Here is an 18,732-nt window from a genome sequence, read left to right as displayed (position 1 = left end):
GCGGGGCCGGGGCGCGCGGGGCCGGGGCGCGCGGGAGCGGCGGCTACAGCCAGCCCTTCTCGCGGGCCACGCGGACCGCTTCGGTGCGGTTGCGGGCGGCGAGCTTCTGGATGGCCGTCGAGAGGTAGTTGCGGACGGTGCCCTGGGAGAGGCCGAGGCCGGCCGCCAGTTCGGCGTTGGTCGCGCCGGATTCCGCCGCCCGCAGGACCTCCCGCTCGCGGTCCGTCAGCGGGTTCGCCCCCTCCGCCAGGGCCGCCGCCGCGAGGGTGGGGTCGATGACCCGCTCCCCCGCCAGGACCCTGCGTACCGCGTCGGCGAGCTGGGCCGCCGGGGCGTCCTTGACCAGGAAGGCCGAGGCGCCCGCCTCCATCGCGCCCCGGAGGTAGCCGGGGCGGCCGAAGGTGGTCAGGATGACGATCCTGAGGTCGGGGAGGGCGGCCCGCAGCTGCGCCGCCGCCTCGATGCCCGTCATTCCGGGCATCTCGATGTCCAGCAGCGCGACGTTCACGTCATGGGTCCGAGCCGCCTCCAGCACCTCGTCGCCGCGGGCCGCCTGGGCCAGCACCTCGATGTCGGGCTCCAGCCCCAGGAGGGCCGCGAGGGCTTCGCGCACCATCGACTGGTCCTCGGCCAGCAGGATCCGGATGGGTGCGGCGTCGGCTTCGCTCATGATCCGGATCCTAGGGGGACCCGCGCCAGCAGGCGGAAGCCGGTCCGGCCCGACGGGCCCGCCGACAGGCTGCCGCCGACCGCCTCCAGGCGTTCGGCCAGGCCGGTCAGTCCGTTGCCGGGTACGGCGGGGCCGCCCGTGCCGTCGTCGGACACCGTCAGCTCCACGACCGGGCCCGCCAGGGTCTGGCGGGTGGCCAGGGTGACCGTGCACCGCCGGGCCCCGCTGTGCCGGACCACGTTCGTCACCGCCTCGCGCAGCGACCACGCCAGGGCGGACTCCGCCTCGTCCGCGAGCGGAACCTCCTCGGACCCGGCCGGGAGTTCCGCCGCCACGCCCGCGGCGGCCAGCGCCGTGCGCGCGCCGGCGAGTTCGCCGGGCAGCGTCGGCCGCCGGTATCCGCTGACGGCCTCCCGTACGTCGACCAGCGCCTGGCGGCTGACCCGCTCGATGTCCGCCACCTGCCGGGCGGCCCGCTCGGGCTGCCCGGGCAGCATCCGGCCGGCCAGCTCGCTCTTGAGCGTGATCAGCGACAGCGAGTGGCCCAGCAGGTCGTGGAGGTCGCGGGCCATCCGCAGGCGCTCCTCGTTGGCCGCGAGCTGGGCCACCGTCGCCCGGGCCTCGCGCAGTTCCACGGTCGTCCGGATCATCGCCCGGACCCCGACCATCGCGAAGCCGCCCATCAGGGCCGGGATCAGCAGCCCTGCCAGGTACTGGGTGCCGCCCGGCACCGCGAAGGCCACGGCCGTCAGCAGGGCGGTGGCGCCCGGCACGGTCCAGCGGGAGACCTCCCCCGGCAGGGCGGCACCGGAGGAGATGGACACGTACACGAAGAGCACCAGCCATTCGCGGCCCAGGGTCAGCGACAGTACGGCGGCCTGCGCGGCGAGCACCGCCAGGGAGAGCAGGACCCTGGGCACCGGCATCGGCCTGACGGTGCGGAAGACCAGCACCAGGTACCAGGAGGTGAAGGCCAGCAGGCCCAGGCCGCCGAGCAGGCGGGCCCGGGTGCCGTGCCCGCCGCCGATCAGGTCGGTGACGGGGGCGCTGAGGTAGAAGAGCCAGATGCCGATCCACAGGCTCTTCACCACCTTGTGGGTGGTGGTCTGCGGCGTCCGGCCGATCTGGAGCGGTACGTCGGCCTCCTGTGTCAGCGTCACTGCCTCATGCCTTCAGCGAGTCCTTGCGGTACAGCCAGGCGGCCGCACCGGTGAACAGTACGAAGTACACGGCGAGGACCGCCACGTCCCGGGCGTGCGGCGCGTCCCCGAGCTCGATGGCCTGGCCGAGACCGGCGTACGCGTGGGTCGGCAGCCACGCGCAGATGTCGCGGAGCCACCCGGGGAAGTTCGCGGTGGGCATCCACAGCCCGCCGAGGATGGACAGGCCGAAGTAGAACAGCATGGTGACGGGGCGGACGTTGTCCCCCGTCGCGAGGTATCCGATGGCCACGCCGAGGGCGGCGAAGACCAGGCTGCCGGCCCATATCGCACCGGTGAGGGCGAACCACTGCCAGGCGTCGAACCGTACGCCCTTGGCCGCCGCGGCGACGGCGAAGACGACCAGGATGGAGGGCAGCGACAGGACGCCCGCGCTGGCGGTCTTGGCGAGGACGTAGCCGTGTCCCGGCAGGGCGGTCAGCCGCAGCTGGCGCACCCAGCCCTTCTCGCGTTCCTTGGCGATGCGCTCGCTGTTGCCCATCAGGACGGCGGTCAGCGCGCCGAAGGAGGCCATGGCGACCATGTAGAAGGCGGGCATGGTCAGTTCGGTGCCCATGACCCTCGTCGTGCCGTCCAGGGTGCCGCCGAGCATCAGGAAGAGCGCGGCCGGGTACATGACGGTGAAGAAGAGGTACTTCTTGTTGCGCAGGGCGCGGGAGATCTCCAGCCCGGCCAGCCGCAGGGTGCCGGTGTTGACCGAGTTCGTCATCGGGTGGCCTCCTCGGCCTCGGTGAGGGCGATGAAGGCCTGTTCCAGGCCGAGGCCCGCGACCTCCAGGTTGCGGGGGCGGAGCCCCAGCGCGTACACGGCGTGCACGGTGGCGTCGGCGTCGCGCGACTGGAGCCGTACGGTCGAGCCGGTCAGGCCGAAGGAGGTCAGGCCGGGCAGGGCGCGCAGCGCCCGCTCGTCGATCCCGCCGTCGAGGTCGAAGGCGATCGTGCGGGCACCGGCCCTGGCCTTGATCTCGGCGGCGGTGCCGTCGGCGAGGAGCCGGCCCCTGTTGAGGACCAGGACGCGGTCGGCGATCGCGTCCGCCTCCTCCAGGTAGTGGGTGGCGAACAGGACGGTGCGGCCCTGGGCGGCCTGCTCCCGCATGGTGGCCCAGAAGGCCTGGCGTGAGGTGACGTCCATGCCGGTGGTCGGCTCGTCGAGGACGATCAGGTCGTTGTGGCCGGCGGTGGCGAGCGCGAAGCGCACGCGCTGCTCCTGACCGCCGGAGAGCTTGTTGACCACGCGGCCGGCGATGTCCTCGACGCCGGCGCGGGAGAGCACCTCCTCCACCGGGTACGGGCGGGGGTGCAGGGCGCAGCCCAGGGACACGAGTTCGCGTACGGTCACGTCCTCCATGAGGCCGCCGCTCTGGAGCATGGCGCCGACCCGGCCGGCGGCGACGGCCTCGCGGGGGGTGGTGCCGAAGAGGCGGACGGTGCCGGAGTCGGCGGGGCGCAGGCCGAGGAGGAGGTCGAGGGTGGAGGACTTGCCGGCGCCGTTGGGGCCGAGCAGCGCGACCGTCTCCCCCGGGTGGAGGGCGAGGGAGAGGCCGTCGACCGCCCGGACCCGGCCGTAGCTCTTGGTCACGTCCTGGAAGCTCACCACGGTGCCGGTGCCGCCGGATCCGCCCGCGGGGCCCGGCGCGGCGGGGTGTGCCGCTGTCGTCGTCGTCATGGCTCAAGGTTCGCCCGCACGGGGGTGGGCGCGGCAGTGCCGCCCGTCGTGACTCCCGCATGACGGATGTCATGCGGGAGGGGTGACGGGCCCGGCCGGACGGGGTGCCGGGAAGGCGCGAAGCCCCTTCCCGGAGCGGGAAGGGGCTTCGCGTGCGGGCCGGGCGGGTGGCGGGCCGGTCAGCTCGCGTTGGTGTCGATGGTGACGGTCCGCTCGGCGGGGGTCTTGCCGATCAGGGCCCGGCCGAGGGCGCCCGCGACGTCCTGCGGGGTCACCGGGGTCTTGGCGCCGGTGCCCCGGGTGATCAGGATGCCGTCGAAGGTGTTCCCGTAGGTCGCCTTGAGGGCTTCCAGGTCGTACTTCTCGACGAGGCGTCCGTCCACGGCCGACATGCTGAGGATCTTCGGCAGGGACTTGGCGCCGAAGGCGATGGACTTGGTGCCCGCCTTGACCGTGGCGTTGCCGGACATGGCGGGCTCCGCGAACTCCTTCATGGCCCGGTCCAGTTCGGCCTGGGTGACCGTGGGTTCCTTCTTGGCGACGGGGAGTTCGACGGTGGGGGCCTTGCCGTTGGCGACGAGCTCCCGGAAGGCCTTGGTGACCTTGTCCACGGAGCCGTCTACGTCGAGGCCTTCACCGGACTTGCCGGGGACGGCGACGGCCTTGCCGGTGTCGAACTTGATGGTGGCCTCGGAGGCCGATCCGGCGGCGCCGGCCAGCTCCTGGAGGGAGACCCGCAGCTTCTCCTCGTCGACCGGCATGACGGCGGTGGCCGTGCGCTCGACCCCGAAGAGGGAGCCGATGACGGTCACGGGGTTGTAGTCACTGCCGGTGGCGTTGCGGACGGTGGTCTGGCTGTCGAGGGTCAGGCCGGCCTTCTCGGGCTTCAGCTCGACCGTCTTGCCGCCGACGCTGAGCTGGAGCGGGGCGGCGGCGCGCTTGCCGAAGGCGGTCTGGAGCTTGGCGACGGCGTCGTCACGGGTGCCGCCGATGTCGACGCCGAGGACGGTGGTGCCCTTGGGGACGTCGGAGTGGTTCATCAGCAGACCGGCGCCGTAGGCCACGCCCGCGAGGAGGACGACGCCGCCGCCCAGCATGACCAGCTTGGAGCGGCCCTTCTTGGCGGGCTTGCCGGCCGGGGCGCCCTTGCCGGACTTGCCCGACGGGGCGGGCGCCGGGCGGGCCTGGCGCGGCGGCTGCGGGCCGGGCGGCGGGGCGGCCGGCCCGGGGGCGGGCACCGGGGTGGGGGCCGGGGCGTCGAAGGCCTCCGGGCCGGGCCAGCTCGGGGTCTCCTCGGCGCCGACGGGTACGGTGCCCAGCGCGGGTCCGCCGGTCGGCCCGGCCGGCCCGGTCGGCCCGGTCGGCTCCGCGTAGGCGGGGAAGGCCTCCGTCGCGGGGCCGTTGTCGTACCCGGCGTACCCCTGGGGCGCGCCCGCGCCGGGGCCGCCCACGGCGGGGGCCGGAGCGAAGCCGGCTCCGCTGCCGTACGCGGCCGGGGGCTGCGGGCGCCCGGGGTCGGCCGGGGGCGCGAAGCCGGCACCGGTGCCGGCGGGCGCGGCGGAGCCGTAGCCGGCGCCGGGAGCACCGGGCGCGGGAGCACCCGGCCCGGGGGCGGGCGCGGGAGGCACGTCGGGCGCGGGCGTCGCCGCCGGCGGGGGCGTCGCGGCCTTGCGCGGGGCGAACCAGTCGCTGGCCGGCTCTTCGGCGGGCGCGGGGGCCGGCTCCGGCGCGGGGGCGGACTGCCCGCGGGCCGGGGCCGGGGCCGCGGGGAGCGCGGGGGCCGGGGCCGCGGGCCGTGCCTGCGCGGCGGGACGGCGCTCGGGCGGGCGCGGGGCCTCGGCCCGGTCCGGCCCGGCGGCGGCCGGGGACGCGTCCTGGCCGCCGTCCTTCACGGGTTTGCGTACGACCACGGGCGGGATGGGCCGGGAACCGGGGATGTTGATCCGGATCCGGGTCGTCAGGTGGGTCTCTGTCTTCGGCCCGTCGGTGTCGGGCGTGGACGGGTTCGAGGTCACAGGGTTCTCCTCCGGGACGGTCGCGGCGCCGGGACCGGGTGGCACGGACGGATACTGGCCGGTTCCATACGGCGGCGTACCCGAGGGGTAGGCGGCTCCACCGTGCCCTTGGGGCCCGGGGGACGAACTGTCGGTTTCACGACTCAAGGCAGGTTCTCCCGGTTGGCTCCGCCGCCCGTCATTCCGTGCGCGGGCAGCTCGGCGGCCCGTCCACCATACTGGCCGCCGCCCGCGCGCAACTGTCGGCCAGGAATCCCGGGTTCCTCTTCTGCTTCCGAGTGCCCCGGTGCGAGGGCCCGTCAAACCCCCGCAACACGTCCCCGATCGGCGGGTGCGGGAGTTCGGGGGCCCGCTATCCGCGGGACTTGGCGGCCGGAACCGGCCCCTGCGCGGAGTCGCGCATCGTGGCGCAGATCACAGCGGCCGCACTTCCGCCCAAAAGGTACGCGTACATGCCGATCCCGGAGGAACCGAGCAGGAAGTCCCCTTCGGGGCGGGGGAGGCTGAGGACGACGTAGGAAAGGAACCAGCCGGCAGCGCCCGCGCCCACGCCGGGCCCCGCGCCGACGGTGATCCGGCCCGCGAGGAACACCCCGCAGAGGGCGAGCAGCGCCAGCAGCAGACCGGCCGGGAACCAGAGGTCGACCACGAGCCAGCCGGCCGCGCCGGTGAGCGCGCCCGCGACGAGGAGGCCGAGCAGGGCGGCGATGCGCCCCGGGGTCAGCGCCGCGGTCACGCCTCCACCCCCGCGAAGAGGTCCCGCTCGCGCTCGCCGGCCGGTGCGCCGGAGCGGCCCGCGGCCAACTCGTAGTACTCCCGGGCGAACAGCGGCTGCCCCAGGTCGTTGGAGAGCGCGAAGAAGGGGCCGTCCACCGCGATCTGGGTGACGTGGGCCCGCATGGCGGCCGCCTTCGCCGCCACCAGGACGGTGGCGTCGCCCTCGTCGCCGATCTCGGCGGTGATCCGCTCGTCGGGGACCACCCCGGGCACGTCCCCGGGGGCCGCGACGCCCGGGAAGGCGGTGCCCGCGGCGCGCAGCCGCTCGAAGCCCGCCTCGACCACCGAGACGGGTACGCGGTTCCAGTAGACCTTCGCGATGGCGTGCGGGGCGCCGAGCCCGGGCCGGTACGCGGCGTCGGCGGCCAGCTCCGCGCCGCGCATGGCGACCCGGTGGGCCTGGATGTGGTCGGGGTGGCCGTAGCCGCCGTCGGGGTCGTAGGTGACCAGGACCTGCGGACGCAGCTCCCGGATCACCTCCACCAGGTACCCGGCCGCCTCGTCCACGCCGGCCGACCAGAAGGAGCCGGGGCGGGCGTTCTGCGGGGCGCCCATCATCCCCGAGTCCCGGAAGCGGCCCGCGCCGCCCAGGAAGCGGTGGTCGGCGACCCCGAGTTCCTTCATGGCGGCGGCGAGTTCGCCGGCCCGGAAGGGGCCGAGGGCGTCGTCGCGGTCCGGCGCCAGATGGGCCAGTTCCGCGGGGATGACCTCACCCTCCTCGCCGAGGGTGCAGGTCACCAGCGTGACGTGGGCACCCTCGGCCGCGTACTTGGCCATGGTGACGCCGTTGTTGATCGACTCGTCGTCCGGGTGCGCGTGCACGAGGAGCAGACGACGGGCGGGAAGACCGTTCATGGCCCCCAGCCTACGAGCACCGCCTACAGCTTGAGGCCACTGATCATGCTGGCCACGTTGGACGTCAGCTGGCTGAGGGTCGGCGCGACCGTGGAACTCGCCAGGTAGAACCCGAGCAGTACGCAGACGAACGCGTGCCCCGCCTTCAGACCCGACTTCCGGACCAGCAGGAAGACGACGATCGCCAGCAGCACCACGGCCGAGATCGAGAGTGCCACGGCGTTTCACCTCCACGTCGAGCGGACATCGGTATGCGTACTCGTGCTCGGCGCATTCATACCCACCGTGCGCTACGGATCATAACTATCCGTACCAGCGCATCGATCGAATTCCGGCAGCACGAGGGGCGCATGCCGCGCACGGCGGGGGCACACGGGGACCGGCCGGGAGGGCTGCACGCCCTCCCGGCCGGCTGTCGGCACCCGCACGGCCGTACGCGCCCCAGACTGCACGCCTCAGATCTCGGGGCAGAAACGGTCAAGTTGCCTCCGTGTTACGCCGGTTGGTTCGCGCGCGGCCCGGGCGGACCTCCCCGCGCGGGGTGGCTGGAAATGATCGCTCGCCGGCCTCCCCGACCGTGCGCTTCCAGCCGGAGCGGGCCGGCCGGCGGGGCCCGTCGTCCGGCCGCCACGGGCCGGCACGGGCCGGCGTGCCGGGCCGGTGGCTACCGCCCCGTCAGCGGTGCCGGCGGCGGCGGGAGTTCGCCGGGAGCCGGTACCACCTGCTTCTCGGCCGCGAAGTGGCAGGCCGAGGGGTGGGCGGCCGGGCCCACGGGGAACGCCGCCGGGACGGCCAGCGGCGGGACCTCCGTCGCACAGCGGGTTTCGGCCTTCCAGCAGCGGGTGCGGAAGCGGCAGCCCGACGGCGGATTGGCCGGGGAGGGCACGTCGCCGGAGAGGATGATGCGCTCCCGGTGGGCGCGGGCCAGCGGGTCGGGCACGGGCACGGCGGAGAGCAGTGCCTGGGTGTACGGGTGGGTGGGGTGGTCGTAGATCTCGGTGTCGGTGCCGATCTCGACGACGCGGCCCAGGTACATGACCCCGACCCGGTCGGAGATGTGCCGGACGATCGAGAGGTCGTGCGCGATGAACACGTACGAGAGGCCGAACTCGTCCTGCAGGCGCGCCAGCAGGTTGACGACCTGGGCCTGGACGGAGACGTCGAGGGCGGACACCGGCTCGTCCGCGACGATGACCTCCGGCCGCAGCGCGAGGCCGCGGGCGATGCCGATGCGCTGGCGCTGGCCGCCGGAGAACTGGTGCGGGTAGCGGTTGATGTACTCCGGGTTCAGGCCCACCACGTCCAGGAGCTCCTGGACCTTGCGGCGCCGGTCGCCCTTCGGAGCCACCTCGGGGTGGATCTCGTACGGCTCGCCGATGATGTCGCCGACCGTCATGCGCGGGTTCAGCGAGGTGTACGGGTCCTGGAACACCATCTGGATGTTGCGGCGGACCGCCTTCAGGGCGCGGCCCGACAGCTTGGTGATGTCCTCGCCCTTGTACGAGATCGCGCCGGCGGTGGGGCGTTCGAGGTTGACCAGCATCCGGGCGACGGTGGACTTCCCGCAGCCGGACTCGCCGACGATGCCGAGGGTCTCCCCGGGGGCGAGGGAGAAGGAGACCCCGTCGACGGCCTTGACCGCGCCGACCTGCTTCTTGAAGAGGATGCCCCGGGTCAGCGGGTAGTGCTTGACCAGGTCGCGGACCTCCAGGATGGGCTCAGGCACCGAGGCACTCCTTCCAGAAGAAGCAGGCACTGGCCCGCTCCGGGGCGACCTCCGCGAGCGGCGGCACCTCGGTCCGGCAGACGGGCCGGGCCATGGGGCAGCGCGGGTTGAAGGCGCAGCCGGGCGGGATCGCCAGCAGGTTCGGCGGCAGGCCCTTGATGGCGTAGAGCTCCTGGCCCTTCTGGTCCAGGCGCGGGATCGAGTCGAGCAGGCCCCGGGTGTACGGGTGGGCGGGGGCCCTGTAGATCTCGTGGACGGGGGCCGCCTCGACGATCCGGCCCGCGTACATGACGGCGATCTTGTCGGCGACGTCGGCGACGACGCCGAGGTCGTGGGTGATCAGGATCAGGCCCATGTTCATCTCGCGCTGGAGCTCGGCGAGCAGGTCCATCACCTGGGCCTGGACGGTGACGTCGAGGGCCGTGGTCGGCTCGTCGGCGATGATCAGTGAGGGTTCCAGGGCCAGCGCCATCGCGATCATGATGCGCTGGCGCATCCCGCCGGAGAACTGGTGCGGGTAGTCGCCCACCCGCTGTTTCGCGGCCGGGATCCTGACCCGGTCCATGAGCTCCACGGCCTTGGCGCGGGCGTCCCTGCGGGACGTCCCGCGGTGGACCTCGAACATCTCGCCGAGCTGGGCGCCGACGCTGAGGACAGGATTGAGGGAGGACAGGGCGTCCTGGAAGATCATCGCCATGTCGGCGCCGCGGATCCGGCGGCGCTCCTCCTCCTTCATCCTCAGGAGGTCCTTGCCCTTGAAGAGGATCTCGCCGCCCGCGATCCGGCCCGGCGGGACGTCGAGGATCCCCATCACGGCCTGGGCGGTGACCGACTTGCCGGAGCCGGACTCGCCGAGCACGGCGAGGGTCTCGCCCTCGTCCACCGAGTAGTTCACCCCGTTGACGGCCTTGGCGACTCCGTCGCGGGTGGTGAACTCCACGTGGAGGTCGCGGACTTCGAGCAGCATCTGGCGGCTCACTCCCTAGCGCAGCTTGGGGTCGAGGGCGTCGCGCACCGCGTCGCCGAGCATGATGAAGGCGAGCACCGTCAGGCTCAGGGCGCCCGCCGGCCAGAGCAGCATGTGCGGGGCGTTGCGGATCTGGGTGGCGGCGTTGGAGATGTCGATGCCCCAGGAGACGGTGGGCGGGCGCAGGCCGACGCCGAGGAAGGACAGGGTGGCCTCGAGGGCGATGTAGGTGCCCAGCGCGATGGTGGCGACGACGATGACGGGGGCGACGGCGTTGGGGGCCACGTGGCGCAGCAGCATGCGGGCGTTGCCGGCGCCGAGGGCCCGGGCGGCCTGGACGTAGTCGTTCTGCTTGGCGGTGATCACCGATCCGCGGGCGATGCGGGCGAGCTGCGGCCAGCCGAGCAGCACGATGAAGCCGACGACGGGCCACACGGTGGTGCTGGTGACCACGGACAGGAAGACCAGGCCGCCGAGGACGACGGGGATCCCGAAGAAGACGTCGGCCACCCGGGAGAGCAGGGCGTCGCCCCAGCCGCCGAAGAAGCCGGCGAGTCCGCCGAGCACGGATCCCAGCAGGGCGGCGCCGACGGTGGCGCAGACGCCGACGGTGATGGAGGCGCGGGCGCCGTGGACGGTGCGGGTGTAGACGTCGCAGCCCTGGGTGTCGTACCCGAAGGGGTGTCCGGGGGCGGAGCCCTGCTGCGATTTGGACAGGTCGCACTGGAGGGGGTCGCCGCTCGCGATGAGCTGGGGCCACACGGCGATGGCGACGAGGAAGAGGATGAGCAGGGCGGAGACGATGAAGACGGGGTTGCGGCGCAGCTGGTGCCAGGCGTCGGACCACAGGGAGCGGGCCTTCTCCCGGGGGCCGGCGGATCCGGCGGAGTCGGCCGGTCCGGATCCCTTGCCGACGCCTTCCACGCTCTCGGCCTCCTGGAGGGCCAGGTCCATGGCGCCGCCCTGGCCGGTGGGTGACATCGCCTCGCGGGGGCGGGGGCCCACCGGGTCGTAGCCGCCGGGGCCGCCGGGGCGGTCGGGGCTCTCGGGCTCAGGCATAACGGATCCTCGGGTCCAGGACCGCGTAGAGCAGGTCGACGAGCAGGTTCGCCACCAGGAAGACGATGACGAGGATGGTGACGAAGCCGACCACGGTGGGCGAGTTGTTGCGCAGGATGCCCTGGTAGAGCTGGTAGCCGACGCCGTGGATGTTGAAGATCCGCTCGGTGACGATGGCGCCGCCCATCAGGGCGCCGATGTCGGTGCCGATGAAGGTGACCACCGGGATCAGGGAGTTGCGCAGCAGGTGGCGGGTGATGACCCGGCCGCGCGGCAGGCCCTTGGCGACGGCGGTGCGGACGTAGTCGGCCTTGACGTTCTCGGCGATGGAGGTCCGCGAGAGCCGGGTGACGTACGCGAGGGAGACCAGGGCGAGGACGACGCCGGGCAGGATCAGCTCGGCGAAGGGGGCGTCCGGGGAGACGGTGGGGCGTACCCAGCCCCAGGTGACGCCGAAGAGGAACTGGAGCAGGTAGCCGGTGACGAAGGTGGGCACGGAGATGACGACGAGGGTGAGCACCAGCAGGGTGGTGTCGACGGCCCTGCCCCGGCGCAGTCCGCTGACCACGCCGAGGGTGATGCCGACGAGGATCTCGATGGCGATGGCGACCAGGGTCAGGCGCAGGGTGACGGGGAAGGCGGTGGCCATCAGGTCGGTGACCCGCTGGCCGTTGAAGGCCGTGCCGAAGTCGCCCTTGAAGATCTGCCCCATGTAGTGGACGTACTGCTCCCACAGCGGGCGGTCGAGGTAGAGGTCCTTGCGGATCCGCGCGGCCGTGGCGGGGTCGGGGGCCTTGTCCCCGAAGAGGGCCGCGACCGGGTCGCCGAGCGCGTAGACCATGATGAAGATCAGGAAGGTGCTGCCGATGAACACGGGGATCATCTGGAGCAGCCGCCGGATCACGTAACGTCCCATGGACTGCTCCAGGATCGATCCGTCGGAGTGGTCAGCTGACCTTGATCTCGTTGTAGACCGGGACGCTGAACTGGTTCAGGGCGACGTCGGAGATCCGCTCGGAGTGCCCCGCGCTGCCGTTCTGGTACCAGAGGGGGATGGACGGCATCTGTTCGGCGAGGATCTTCTCCGCGTCCTGGAAGGAGCCGATGGCCTTGGCGGCGTCGGTCTCCTGGTTGGCCTGGTCGACGAGCCGGTCGAAGTCCGGGTTGCTGAACTTGCCGTAGTTGGAGGAGGCGCCGGTGTAGTACAGCGGCTGGAGGAAGTTCTGGATCAGCGGGTAGTCGGCCTGCCAGCCGGAGCGGAAGGGGCCGGTGAGCTTGTAGGAGCTCTGCTGGTTGCGGAAGTCGGCGAAGGTTCCGACGGGGTTGACCGTGCAGACCGGGCCCTCGCCGAGGGCGTTGTTGACGCTGTTGCAGACGGCGTCCATCCAGTCGCGGTGCGAGCCGGTGTCCACGTTCGAGGTGAGGGTCATCTTGCCGCCGGGCAGGCCGCCGCCCTCCTGGATGAGCTTCTTGGCCTGGGCGGGGTCGTACGTGCAGGCGTCGCCGCAGAGGGTGGACGCGAAGCCGCCCTTGTCGCCGAGGGCCGGGGAGGTCCAGTCCTTGGCGGGGGTGCGGGTCTCGCGGAAGATCTGCTGGGTGATCTCCTCGCGGTTGATCGCCATCGAGATGCCCCGGCGGACCTTCTCCATGCCCTCCTTGCCCCACTGGGCGTCGTACAGGGGGAAGGTGAGGGTCTGGATGATGAGGGCCGGCTGGTTGATGTAGCGGTCGCCGAGGTCGTTCTTGACGTTCTTCAGCTGCTGCGCCGGAACGTCGTCGACGAGGTCGAGGTTGCCGGAGATCAGGTCCGTGTAGGCGGTGTTGTTGTCGGTGTAGACCTTGAGGTCCACGCCGCCGTTCTGCGCCTTGTCCTCCCCGGGGTAGCCCTCCCACTTGCGCAGCTTCATGCCGGTGCCCTTGGTGTACGAGTCCACCGTGTACGGGCCGTTGCCGACGGGCTTGTCCAGCCAGGCGGAGTGGTCGGTGAAGAAGGCCTTGGGCAGCGGGGAGAAGGCCTGGTAGCCGAGGGTTTCGGGCCAGGTGGAGAACTTGGACTTCAGGGCGACGGTGAAGGTCCTGGGGTCCTTGACGACCAGGCCCGACATGGTTTTGGCCTTCGGTTCGCCGCCGGCGGGGTGCACGTCGGCGTAGCCGACGATGTCGGCGAAGAAGGGCGCGTTGTTCTGCTTGTTGCGCACGTCCGCCGCGTAGTTCCAGGCGTCGACGAAGGACTGGGCGGTGACCGGCTCGTCGTTGCTGAACTTCCAGCCGTCCTTCAGGGTGATCGTGAAGTTCTGGCCGTCGGTGGTCTCGATCTTCTCGGCGACCATGTTCCTGGCCTCGCCGGTCTTGGCGTCGTAGCGCTTGAGGCCCCGGAAGAGCATGTCGAGCACCTTGCCGCCCTGCACCTCGTTGGTGTTGGCGGGCTCCAGCGGGTTCTGCGGGTCACCCCAGGAGGAGCTGACGATCCCGTCCGCGCCACCGCCCCCGCCGCTGTCGCTCCCGCCGCCGCAGGCCGTCGCCGCGAGGGCGACGGCCACCGCACATGCGGCCCACTTGGCGTGGGTGGCTCCGCGCATGGACTGCCTCCTAGGGGTACCGGGACTCACTAGGGGCAATGTCACCGCATGTGAGCCCGCGCGCACGCCCGGTTGGACCGATTGCACCCCCGCGTCCCCCGCCTGTCACCCCTGCGAGTGCAACGGCAGCTCCCAGGTGTCGACCGCGTAGTGCAGGCCCATGCCGTGCGCCTCGTAGAGCGCCAGGGCCCCGGTCTCGTTGAGGGTGTCCACGCCGAGGCCCAGGGTGCGGCGGCCGCGGGCGGCGTAGGCGGCGAAGCCGTGGCGCAGGAGGTGGGTGCCGATGCCGCGGCCTCGCAGGTCCTCGCGTACGCCCAGGTGGCTGACCCACCCCATGCTGGTGCGGTCGTCGCGGGTGACGAGGACGGCCGCGTCGCCCTTCCCGGGCAGGCTCGCGATCCACACCAGCGACCAGTCCAGGGCGCGGCCGTCGATGTGGTCGAGCCAGGCCTCGTACGGGCGGTGCGCGTGCCCGAAGTGGGCGGCGAAGGTCTCCTCCACGAGGGCGTGGGCGCGGCGGCGGTCGGCCTCGTCGGCGGCGCAGTCGCGCAGGACGAGGCCCTCGGGCGGGGCGGGCGGGAGGTCCGCGGCGGGCGAGAGCCGGCGGGTCATCACCTGGTGGCGCCGGACGCCGCGGTAGCTGCGGCCGGTGAGGAGGGTGAGGTCGAGGGTGGGCCGGACGTTGAGCTGGATGCGCAGCCGGGCACCGGCGGCGGTGCCGGCGGCCATCGCGCGGGCCCGCGCCTCCATCAGCCGCAGCAGGTGCAGGGCGGCCTCGTCGTGGCCGGGCAGGACGTAGTGGTCGCCGTCGATCCGGCCGGGTCCGGAGTCGGCCCAGACGAGGGCGTACGCGAGGAGCCGGCCGCGCCGGAAGGCGAGCCAGGAGTCGGTGGCCAGGTCCACCCCGGGGTGGTTGAGGTCGGCCTCGACGGCGCCCAGGCCGGTCTCGGGTCTGCCGATCTCGATGACGTCGACGGCGTTGAGCAGTGCGCAGATGTCGGCGGCGTCCCCGGGCCCGGCCGGGCGGACGGTCAGCGTGTCGGTCATCCGCCCACTGTCGGCGGCGCGGGGGCGCGGCCGCAACGGACTTCGGACCCCGGGTACGGGCGGGAAACGCCCGGGCGCCCGGGACGGAGCCTCTGCTCCGTCCCGGGCGCCCGGGATACGCGTACGCCTCGCGGGGGTCAGACGGCCAGGACGGCCTTCTCCTCCGCGAAGTGGCAGGCGGACTCGTGCGCGGCCGGGCTGGCGGAGCCCACGAAGCGCGTCGGGATCGCCAGCAGCGGCTCCTCCGTGGCGCACTTCTCCTCGGCCTTCCAGCAGCGGGTGCGGAAGCGGCAGCCCGACGGCGGGTTGGCCGGGGAGGGGACGTCACCGGTGAGGATGATCCGCTCGCGGCCCTCGCGGGCGTCCGGGTCCGGCACCGGCACGGCGGACAGCAGCGCCTGGGTGTACGGGTGGGTGGGGTGGTCGTAGATCTCGGCGTCGGTGCCGATCTCGGCCATCTTGCCCAGGTACATGACGCCCACGCGGTCCGAGATGTGCCGGACGATGGACAGGTCGTGCGCGATGAACACGTAGGAGAGGTCGAACTCGTCCTGGAGCTTGCCCATCAGGTTGATGACCTGTGCCTGCACCGACACGTCGAGCGCGGAGACCGGCTCGTCGCAGATGATGATCTCCGGGTTCAGCGCGAGGCCGCGGGCGATGCCGATGCGCTGGCGCTGGCCGCCGGAGAACTGGTGCGGGTAGCGGTTGATGTACTCCGGGTTCAGGCCCACCACGTCCAGGAGCTCCTGGACCTTGCGGCGCCGGTCGCCCTTCGGAGCCACCTCGGGGTGGATCTCGTACGGCTCGCCGATGATGTCGCCGACCGTCATGCGCGGGTTCAGCGAGGTGTACGGGTCCTGGAACACCATCTGGATGTTGCGGCGGACCGCCTTCAGGGCGGCGCCGGACAGCTTGGTGATGTCCTGGCCCTTGTAGAAGACCTCGCCGGCGGTGGCCTTCTCCAGGCTCATCAGCAGCTTGGCGACGGTGGACTTGCCGCAGCCGGACTCGCCGACGATGCCGAGGGTCTCGCCCCGGTAGAGGTCGAAGGAGACGCCGTCGACGGCCTTGACCGCGCCGATCTGCTTCTTGAACAGGATGCCCTGGGTCAGCGGGAAGTGCTTGACCAGGTTGCGCACCTGGAGGATCGGCTCGCCCCGGTCCTTGGTGAGGTCAGCCATGGATCTGCTCCTTCCAGAAGTGGCACGCGCTGCCGCGGCCGGGCAGCTCGGTGCCGTCCTGCTCGGTCACCTGGTGCAGGACCGGCACGTCGGTGCGGCAGACGTCCTGCGCCTTGGGGCAGCGCGGGTTGAAGGCGCAGCCCGGGGGGATGTTGAGCAGGTTGGGCGGCAGGCCCTTGATCGCGTAGAGCTCCTGGCCCTTCTGGTCCAGGCGCGGGATCGAGTCGAGCAGGCCGCGGGTGTACGGGTGGGCCGGGCGGCTGTAGATCTCGTGGACCGGGGCGGTCTCGACGATCCGGCCGCCGTACATGACGGCGATCTTGTCCGCGACGTCGGCGACGACGCCGAGGTCGTGGGTGATCAGGATCAGGCCCATGTTCATCTCGCGCTGGAGTTCCGCGAGCAGGTCCATCACCTGGGCCTGGACCGTGACGTCGAGGGCCGTGGTCGGCTCGTCGGCGATGATCAGGTCCGGCTCCAGGGCCATCGCCATGGCGATCATGATGCGCTGGCGCATGCCGCCGGAGAACTGGTGCGGGTAGTCGCCCACGCGCGCCTTGGCGGCGGGGATCTTCACCCGGTCCATGAGCTCGACGGCCTTGGTGAGGGAGTCCTTCTTGGACATGCCCCGGTGGACCCGGAACATCTCGCCGAGCTGGGCGCCGACGGTGTGCACCGGGTTCAGCGAGGAGAGCGCGTCCTGGAAGATCATGGCGATCTTCGAGCCGCGGACCTTGCGGAACTCCTCGGCCGGGAGCTTCAGCAGGTCCTGGCCCTGGAAGAGGATCTCACCGGAGGGGATCTTGCCGGGCGGCATGTCGAGGATGCCCATGATGGCCTGCGCCGTCACGGACTTGCCCGAGCCGGACTCGCCGAGCACGGCGAGGGTCTCGCCGGCGTCCACGGAGTACGAGACTCCGTTGACGGCCTTGGCGACTCCGTCGCGGGTGTGGAACTCGACGTGCAGGTCGCGCACTTCGAGCAGGGGGGTCCCCTCCGGCGCCGAACGGGGCGCGGGGACGTTCGAGGTCTTGTCGATGGTGGTCAACGTACGCCCTTCCTCAGCGCAGCTTCGGGTCGAGGGCGTCGCGTACCGCGTCGCCGACCATGATGAACGCGAGCACGGTGATGCTCAGCGCGGCGGCCGGGAACAGCAGCACGTGGGGTGCCTGGAGCCAGCGGTCCTTGGCGTCGCTGACCATCAGGCCCCAGGAGATCTCAGGGGGCTGGACACCGATGCCCAGGAAGGACAGCGCCGCCTCGGCGGAGATGTAGACGCCCAGGCTGATCGCACCGACCACGATCACGGGGGCCACGGCGTTCGGCAGGATGTGCCGGGTCGTGATCCGCAGAGTGCCGGCACCCAGTGCGCGGGCCGCCACCACGTAGTCGTTGTTCTTGTTCTGCAGCACCGAGGACCGCATGATGCGGAAGATCTGCGGCCAGCCGAGGGTCGCGAGTACGACGGACACGGTCCAGGCGTTGCCCTGGCCGAGGCCCGACATGATCAGCATGCCGCCGAGCAGCAGCGGGATCGCGAAGAAGATCTCGGTGAAGCGGGACAGGACGCTGTCGACGAAGCCGCCGATCCAGCCGGCGATCAGGCCGAGGACACCGCCGACGAGCAGCACGATCGTCGTGGTGACGACACCGACGATGATCGAGTTCCGGGCGGCCCACACGGTACGCGTGTAGACGTCGCAGCCCTGGACGTCGAAGCCGAACCAGTGGTCGGCGCTCGGCTTCTTCAGTGTGTCCTGCAGCTTGCAGGCGCCCGCCTCGAACGGGCTGCCGGAGGTGAACCACTGCGGCACAGCGGACACCAGGACCAGAAGGACGACCAGTACGGCACCGATCAGGAAGATCGGGTTGCGGCGCAGGTCGGAGACGGCGTCTGACCAGAGGCTGGCCTCGCGCGCCTTCTTCTCCTTGCCCTTGCCGGCCTTGGCGGACGGACCACCGACGGAAGGGGCTCCGGGGGTCTGGGTGCTGGTCAACTCGTCCCCCACCGTAGTTGTGTCACGCATAGCGGATCCTCGGGTCGAGCACTGCGTAGAGCAGGTCCACGATCAGGTTGGCGACGAGGTACACGATGATCAGGAGCGAGACGACGCCCACGATCACGGTGCCCTCCTTCCGGTACACCGACTCGGCCAGCAGACCGCCGATCCCGTGGATGTTGAAGATCTTCTCGGTGATGACCGCACCGCCCATCAGCGCGCCGAGGTCGGCGCCGAGGAAGGTGACGATCGGGATGAGCGCGTTGCGCAGTGCGTGGTTGACGACGACGCGGCGGCGCGGCAGGCCCTTCGCGGTCGCGGTGCGCACGTAGTCGGCACGCATCGTTTCCATCATCGACGTACGGGTCAGTCGAGCCACGTACGCGAGCGAGGTCGAGGCGAGCACCAGCGCCGGGAGGAGGTAGGCGCGGAGACCGTCGTTCTCGTTGAAGGAAACGGAGAAGAAGTCGATGCCCCAGCTGTTCTTGAGCTGGACGCCCAGCGTCAGCTGAAGGATGAACCCGCTCACGAAGACCGGGATCGAGATGACGAACAGGGTGGAGAGCAGGACCAGCTGGTCGAGGAACTTGCCGCGGCGCAGCGCGGCCATGATGCCGGCCAGGACACCCACGGCGGCCTCGATGACGAAGGCGACGAGGGCGAGGTTCACGGTGTACGGGAACGCCTCGGTGATCTTGTCCCAGACCCTGCGCCCGGTCAGCGTCTCGCCGAGGTCGAACTGGAACAGGTTGGTGATGTAGTTCCAGTACTGGGACAGGAAGGAGTCGTTGAGGTGGTACTTCGCCCGAAGCATCTCCGCGACGAGCGGGTCTGCCTTCTTCTCACCGGCCAGAGCCTGCACCGGGTCGCCCGGGAGTTTGAAGGCCAGGAAGTAAATCAGGAACGTGGCACCGAGCAGGACAGGGATCGCCTGTATGAGTCGGCGGATGAGGTAGCGGCCCATCAGA

The 18,732-nt window shown here is 71.7% G+C and carries 18 protein-coding genes; all 18 read right to left on the bottom strand.

Annotated elements, in window-relative coordinates:
* Positions 1-43 precede the first annotated feature (43 nt).
* Positions 44-670: a response regulator gene (locus ACZ514_RS07210; protein ID WP_468169509.1), complete on the bottom strand. Its 627-nt coding sequence runs from the start codon at positions 668-670 to the stop codon at positions 44-46.
* Positions 667-1,830 (bottom strand): sensor histidine kinase, encoded by a 1,164-nt coding sequence (locus ACZ514_RS07205; protein ID WP_468169512.1) that lies wholly within the window; start codon positions 1,828-1,830, stop codon positions 667-669. The genes ACZ514_RS07210 and ACZ514_RS07205 overlap by 4 nt, the downstream gene beginning before the upstream one ends.
* 4 nt (positions 1,831-1,834) lie before the next feature.
* Positions 1,835-2,599 carry an ABC transporter permease gene (locus tag ACZ514_RS07200; RefSeq protein ID WP_468169515.1) on the bottom strand — a complete coding sequence of 255 codons (765 nt, stop codon included), beginning with the start codon at positions 2,597-2,599 and terminating at the stop codon, positions 1,835-1,837.
* Complete coding sequence (locus ACZ514_RS07195) at positions 2,596-3,555, bottom strand: ABC transporter ATP-binding protein (protein ID WP_469124306.1); 960 nt, start codon at positions 3,553-3,555, stop codon at positions 2,596-2,598. Before ACZ514_RS07195 ends, ACZ514_RS07200 begins: the two co-directional genes overlap by 4 nt.
* Before the next feature lie 179 nt (positions 3,556-3,734).
* Positions 3,735-5,717 carry a hypothetical protein gene (locus ACZ514_RS07190; protein WP_469124305.1) on the bottom strand — a complete coding sequence of 661 codons (1,983 nt, stop codon included), beginning with the start codon at positions 5,715-5,717 and terminating at the stop codon, positions 3,735-3,737.
* Between the two features lie 205 nt (positions 5,718-5,922).
* On the bottom strand, positions 5,923-6,306 hold the full coding sequence (locus tag ACZ514_RS07185) for a DUF6113 family protein (RefSeq protein WP_468169522.1): 384 nt from the start codon (positions 6,304-6,306) through the stop codon (positions 5,923-5,925).
* Positions 6,303-7,202 carry an N-acetyl-1-D-myo-inositol-2-amino-2-deoxy-alpha-D-glucopyranoside deacetylase gene (gene mshB, locus ACZ514_RS07180; RefSeq protein WP_468169525.1) on the bottom strand — a complete coding sequence of 300 codons (900 nt, stop codon included), beginning with the start codon at positions 7,200-7,202 and terminating at the stop codon, positions 6,303-6,305. Before mshB ends, ACZ514_RS07185 begins: the two co-directional genes overlap by 4 nt.
* Before the next feature lie 23 nt (positions 7,203-7,225).
* Positions 7,226-7,420, bottom strand: a complete 195-nt coding sequence (locus tag ACZ514_RS07175) for a hypothetical protein (RefSeq protein ID WP_007266329.1) — start codon at positions 7,418-7,420, stop codon at positions 7,226-7,228.
* A gap of 446 nt (positions 7,421-7,866) precedes the next feature.
* Positions 7,867-8,928 (bottom strand): ABC transporter ATP-binding protein, encoded by a 1,062-nt coding sequence (locus ACZ514_RS07170; RefSeq protein WP_468169528.1) that lies wholly within the window; start codon positions 8,926-8,928, stop codon positions 7,867-7,869.
* Complete coding sequence (locus tag ACZ514_RS07165) at positions 8,921-9,895, bottom strand: ABC transporter ATP-binding protein (protein WP_468169531.1); 975 nt, start codon at positions 9,893-9,895, stop codon at positions 8,921-8,923. Before ACZ514_RS07165 ends, ACZ514_RS07170 begins: the two co-directional genes overlap by 8 nt.
* Positions 9,896-9,910: 15 nt before the next feature.
* Positions 9,911-10,954 (bottom strand): ABC transporter permease, encoded by a 1,044-nt coding sequence (locus ACZ514_RS07160; RefSeq protein WP_469124304.1) that lies wholly within the window; start codon positions 10,952-10,954, stop codon positions 9,911-9,913.
* Positions 10,947-11,870: an ABC transporter permease gene (locus ACZ514_RS07155; protein WP_468169537.1), complete on the bottom strand. Its 924-nt coding sequence runs from the start codon at positions 11,868-11,870 to the stop codon at positions 10,947-10,949. The genes ACZ514_RS07160 and ACZ514_RS07155 overlap by 8 nt, the downstream gene beginning before the upstream one ends.
* Positions 11,871-11,901: 31 nt before the next feature.
* Positions 11,902-13,533: a peptide ABC transporter substrate-binding protein gene (locus tag ACZ514_RS07150; RefSeq protein WP_468696328.1), complete on the bottom strand. Its 1,632-nt coding sequence runs from the start codon at positions 13,531-13,533 to the stop codon at positions 11,902-11,904.
* A 105-nt stretch (positions 13,534-13,638) separates the two neighbouring features.
* A complete protein-coding gene (locus tag ACZ514_RS07145; protein ID WP_469124303.1) occupies positions 13,639-14,580 on the bottom strand; it encodes a GNAT family N-acetyltransferase in 942 nt (313 codons plus the stop codon).
* Positions 14,581-14,717: 137 nt separating this feature from the next.
* On the bottom strand, positions 14,718-15,764 hold the full coding sequence (locus ACZ514_RS07140) for an ABC transporter ATP-binding protein (protein WP_467891229.1): 1,047 nt from the start codon (positions 15,762-15,764) through the stop codon (positions 14,718-14,720).
* The gene (locus ACZ514_RS07135; protein ID WP_469124302.1) at positions 15,757-16,812 is read right to left on the bottom strand and encodes an ABC transporter ATP-binding protein; all 1,056 of its coding nucleotides are present in this window, start codon (positions 16,810-16,812) and stop codon (positions 15,757-15,759) included. The genes ACZ514_RS07140 and ACZ514_RS07135 overlap by 8 nt, the downstream gene beginning before the upstream one ends.
* A gap of 13 nt (positions 16,813-16,825) precedes the next feature.
* Positions 16,826-17,791, bottom strand: a complete 966-nt coding sequence (locus ACZ514_RS07130) for an ABC transporter permease (protein WP_468696331.1) — start codon at positions 17,789-17,791, stop codon at positions 16,826-16,828.
* Entirely contained in the window at positions 17,784-18,728 is a 945-nt protein-coding gene (locus tag ACZ514_RS07125) for an ABC transporter permease (protein ID WP_468696333.1), read from the bottom strand. Before ACZ514_RS07125 ends, ACZ514_RS07130 begins: the two co-directional genes overlap by 8 nt.
* Positions 18,729-18,732: the final 4 nt, after the last annotated feature.

The organism is Streptomyces sp. NPDC034086 (genome assembly GCF_055575515.1).
The sequence above is the reverse complement of the archived record's forward strand: the minus strand, read 5'-3'. Positions and strand labels throughout refer to the sequence as shown.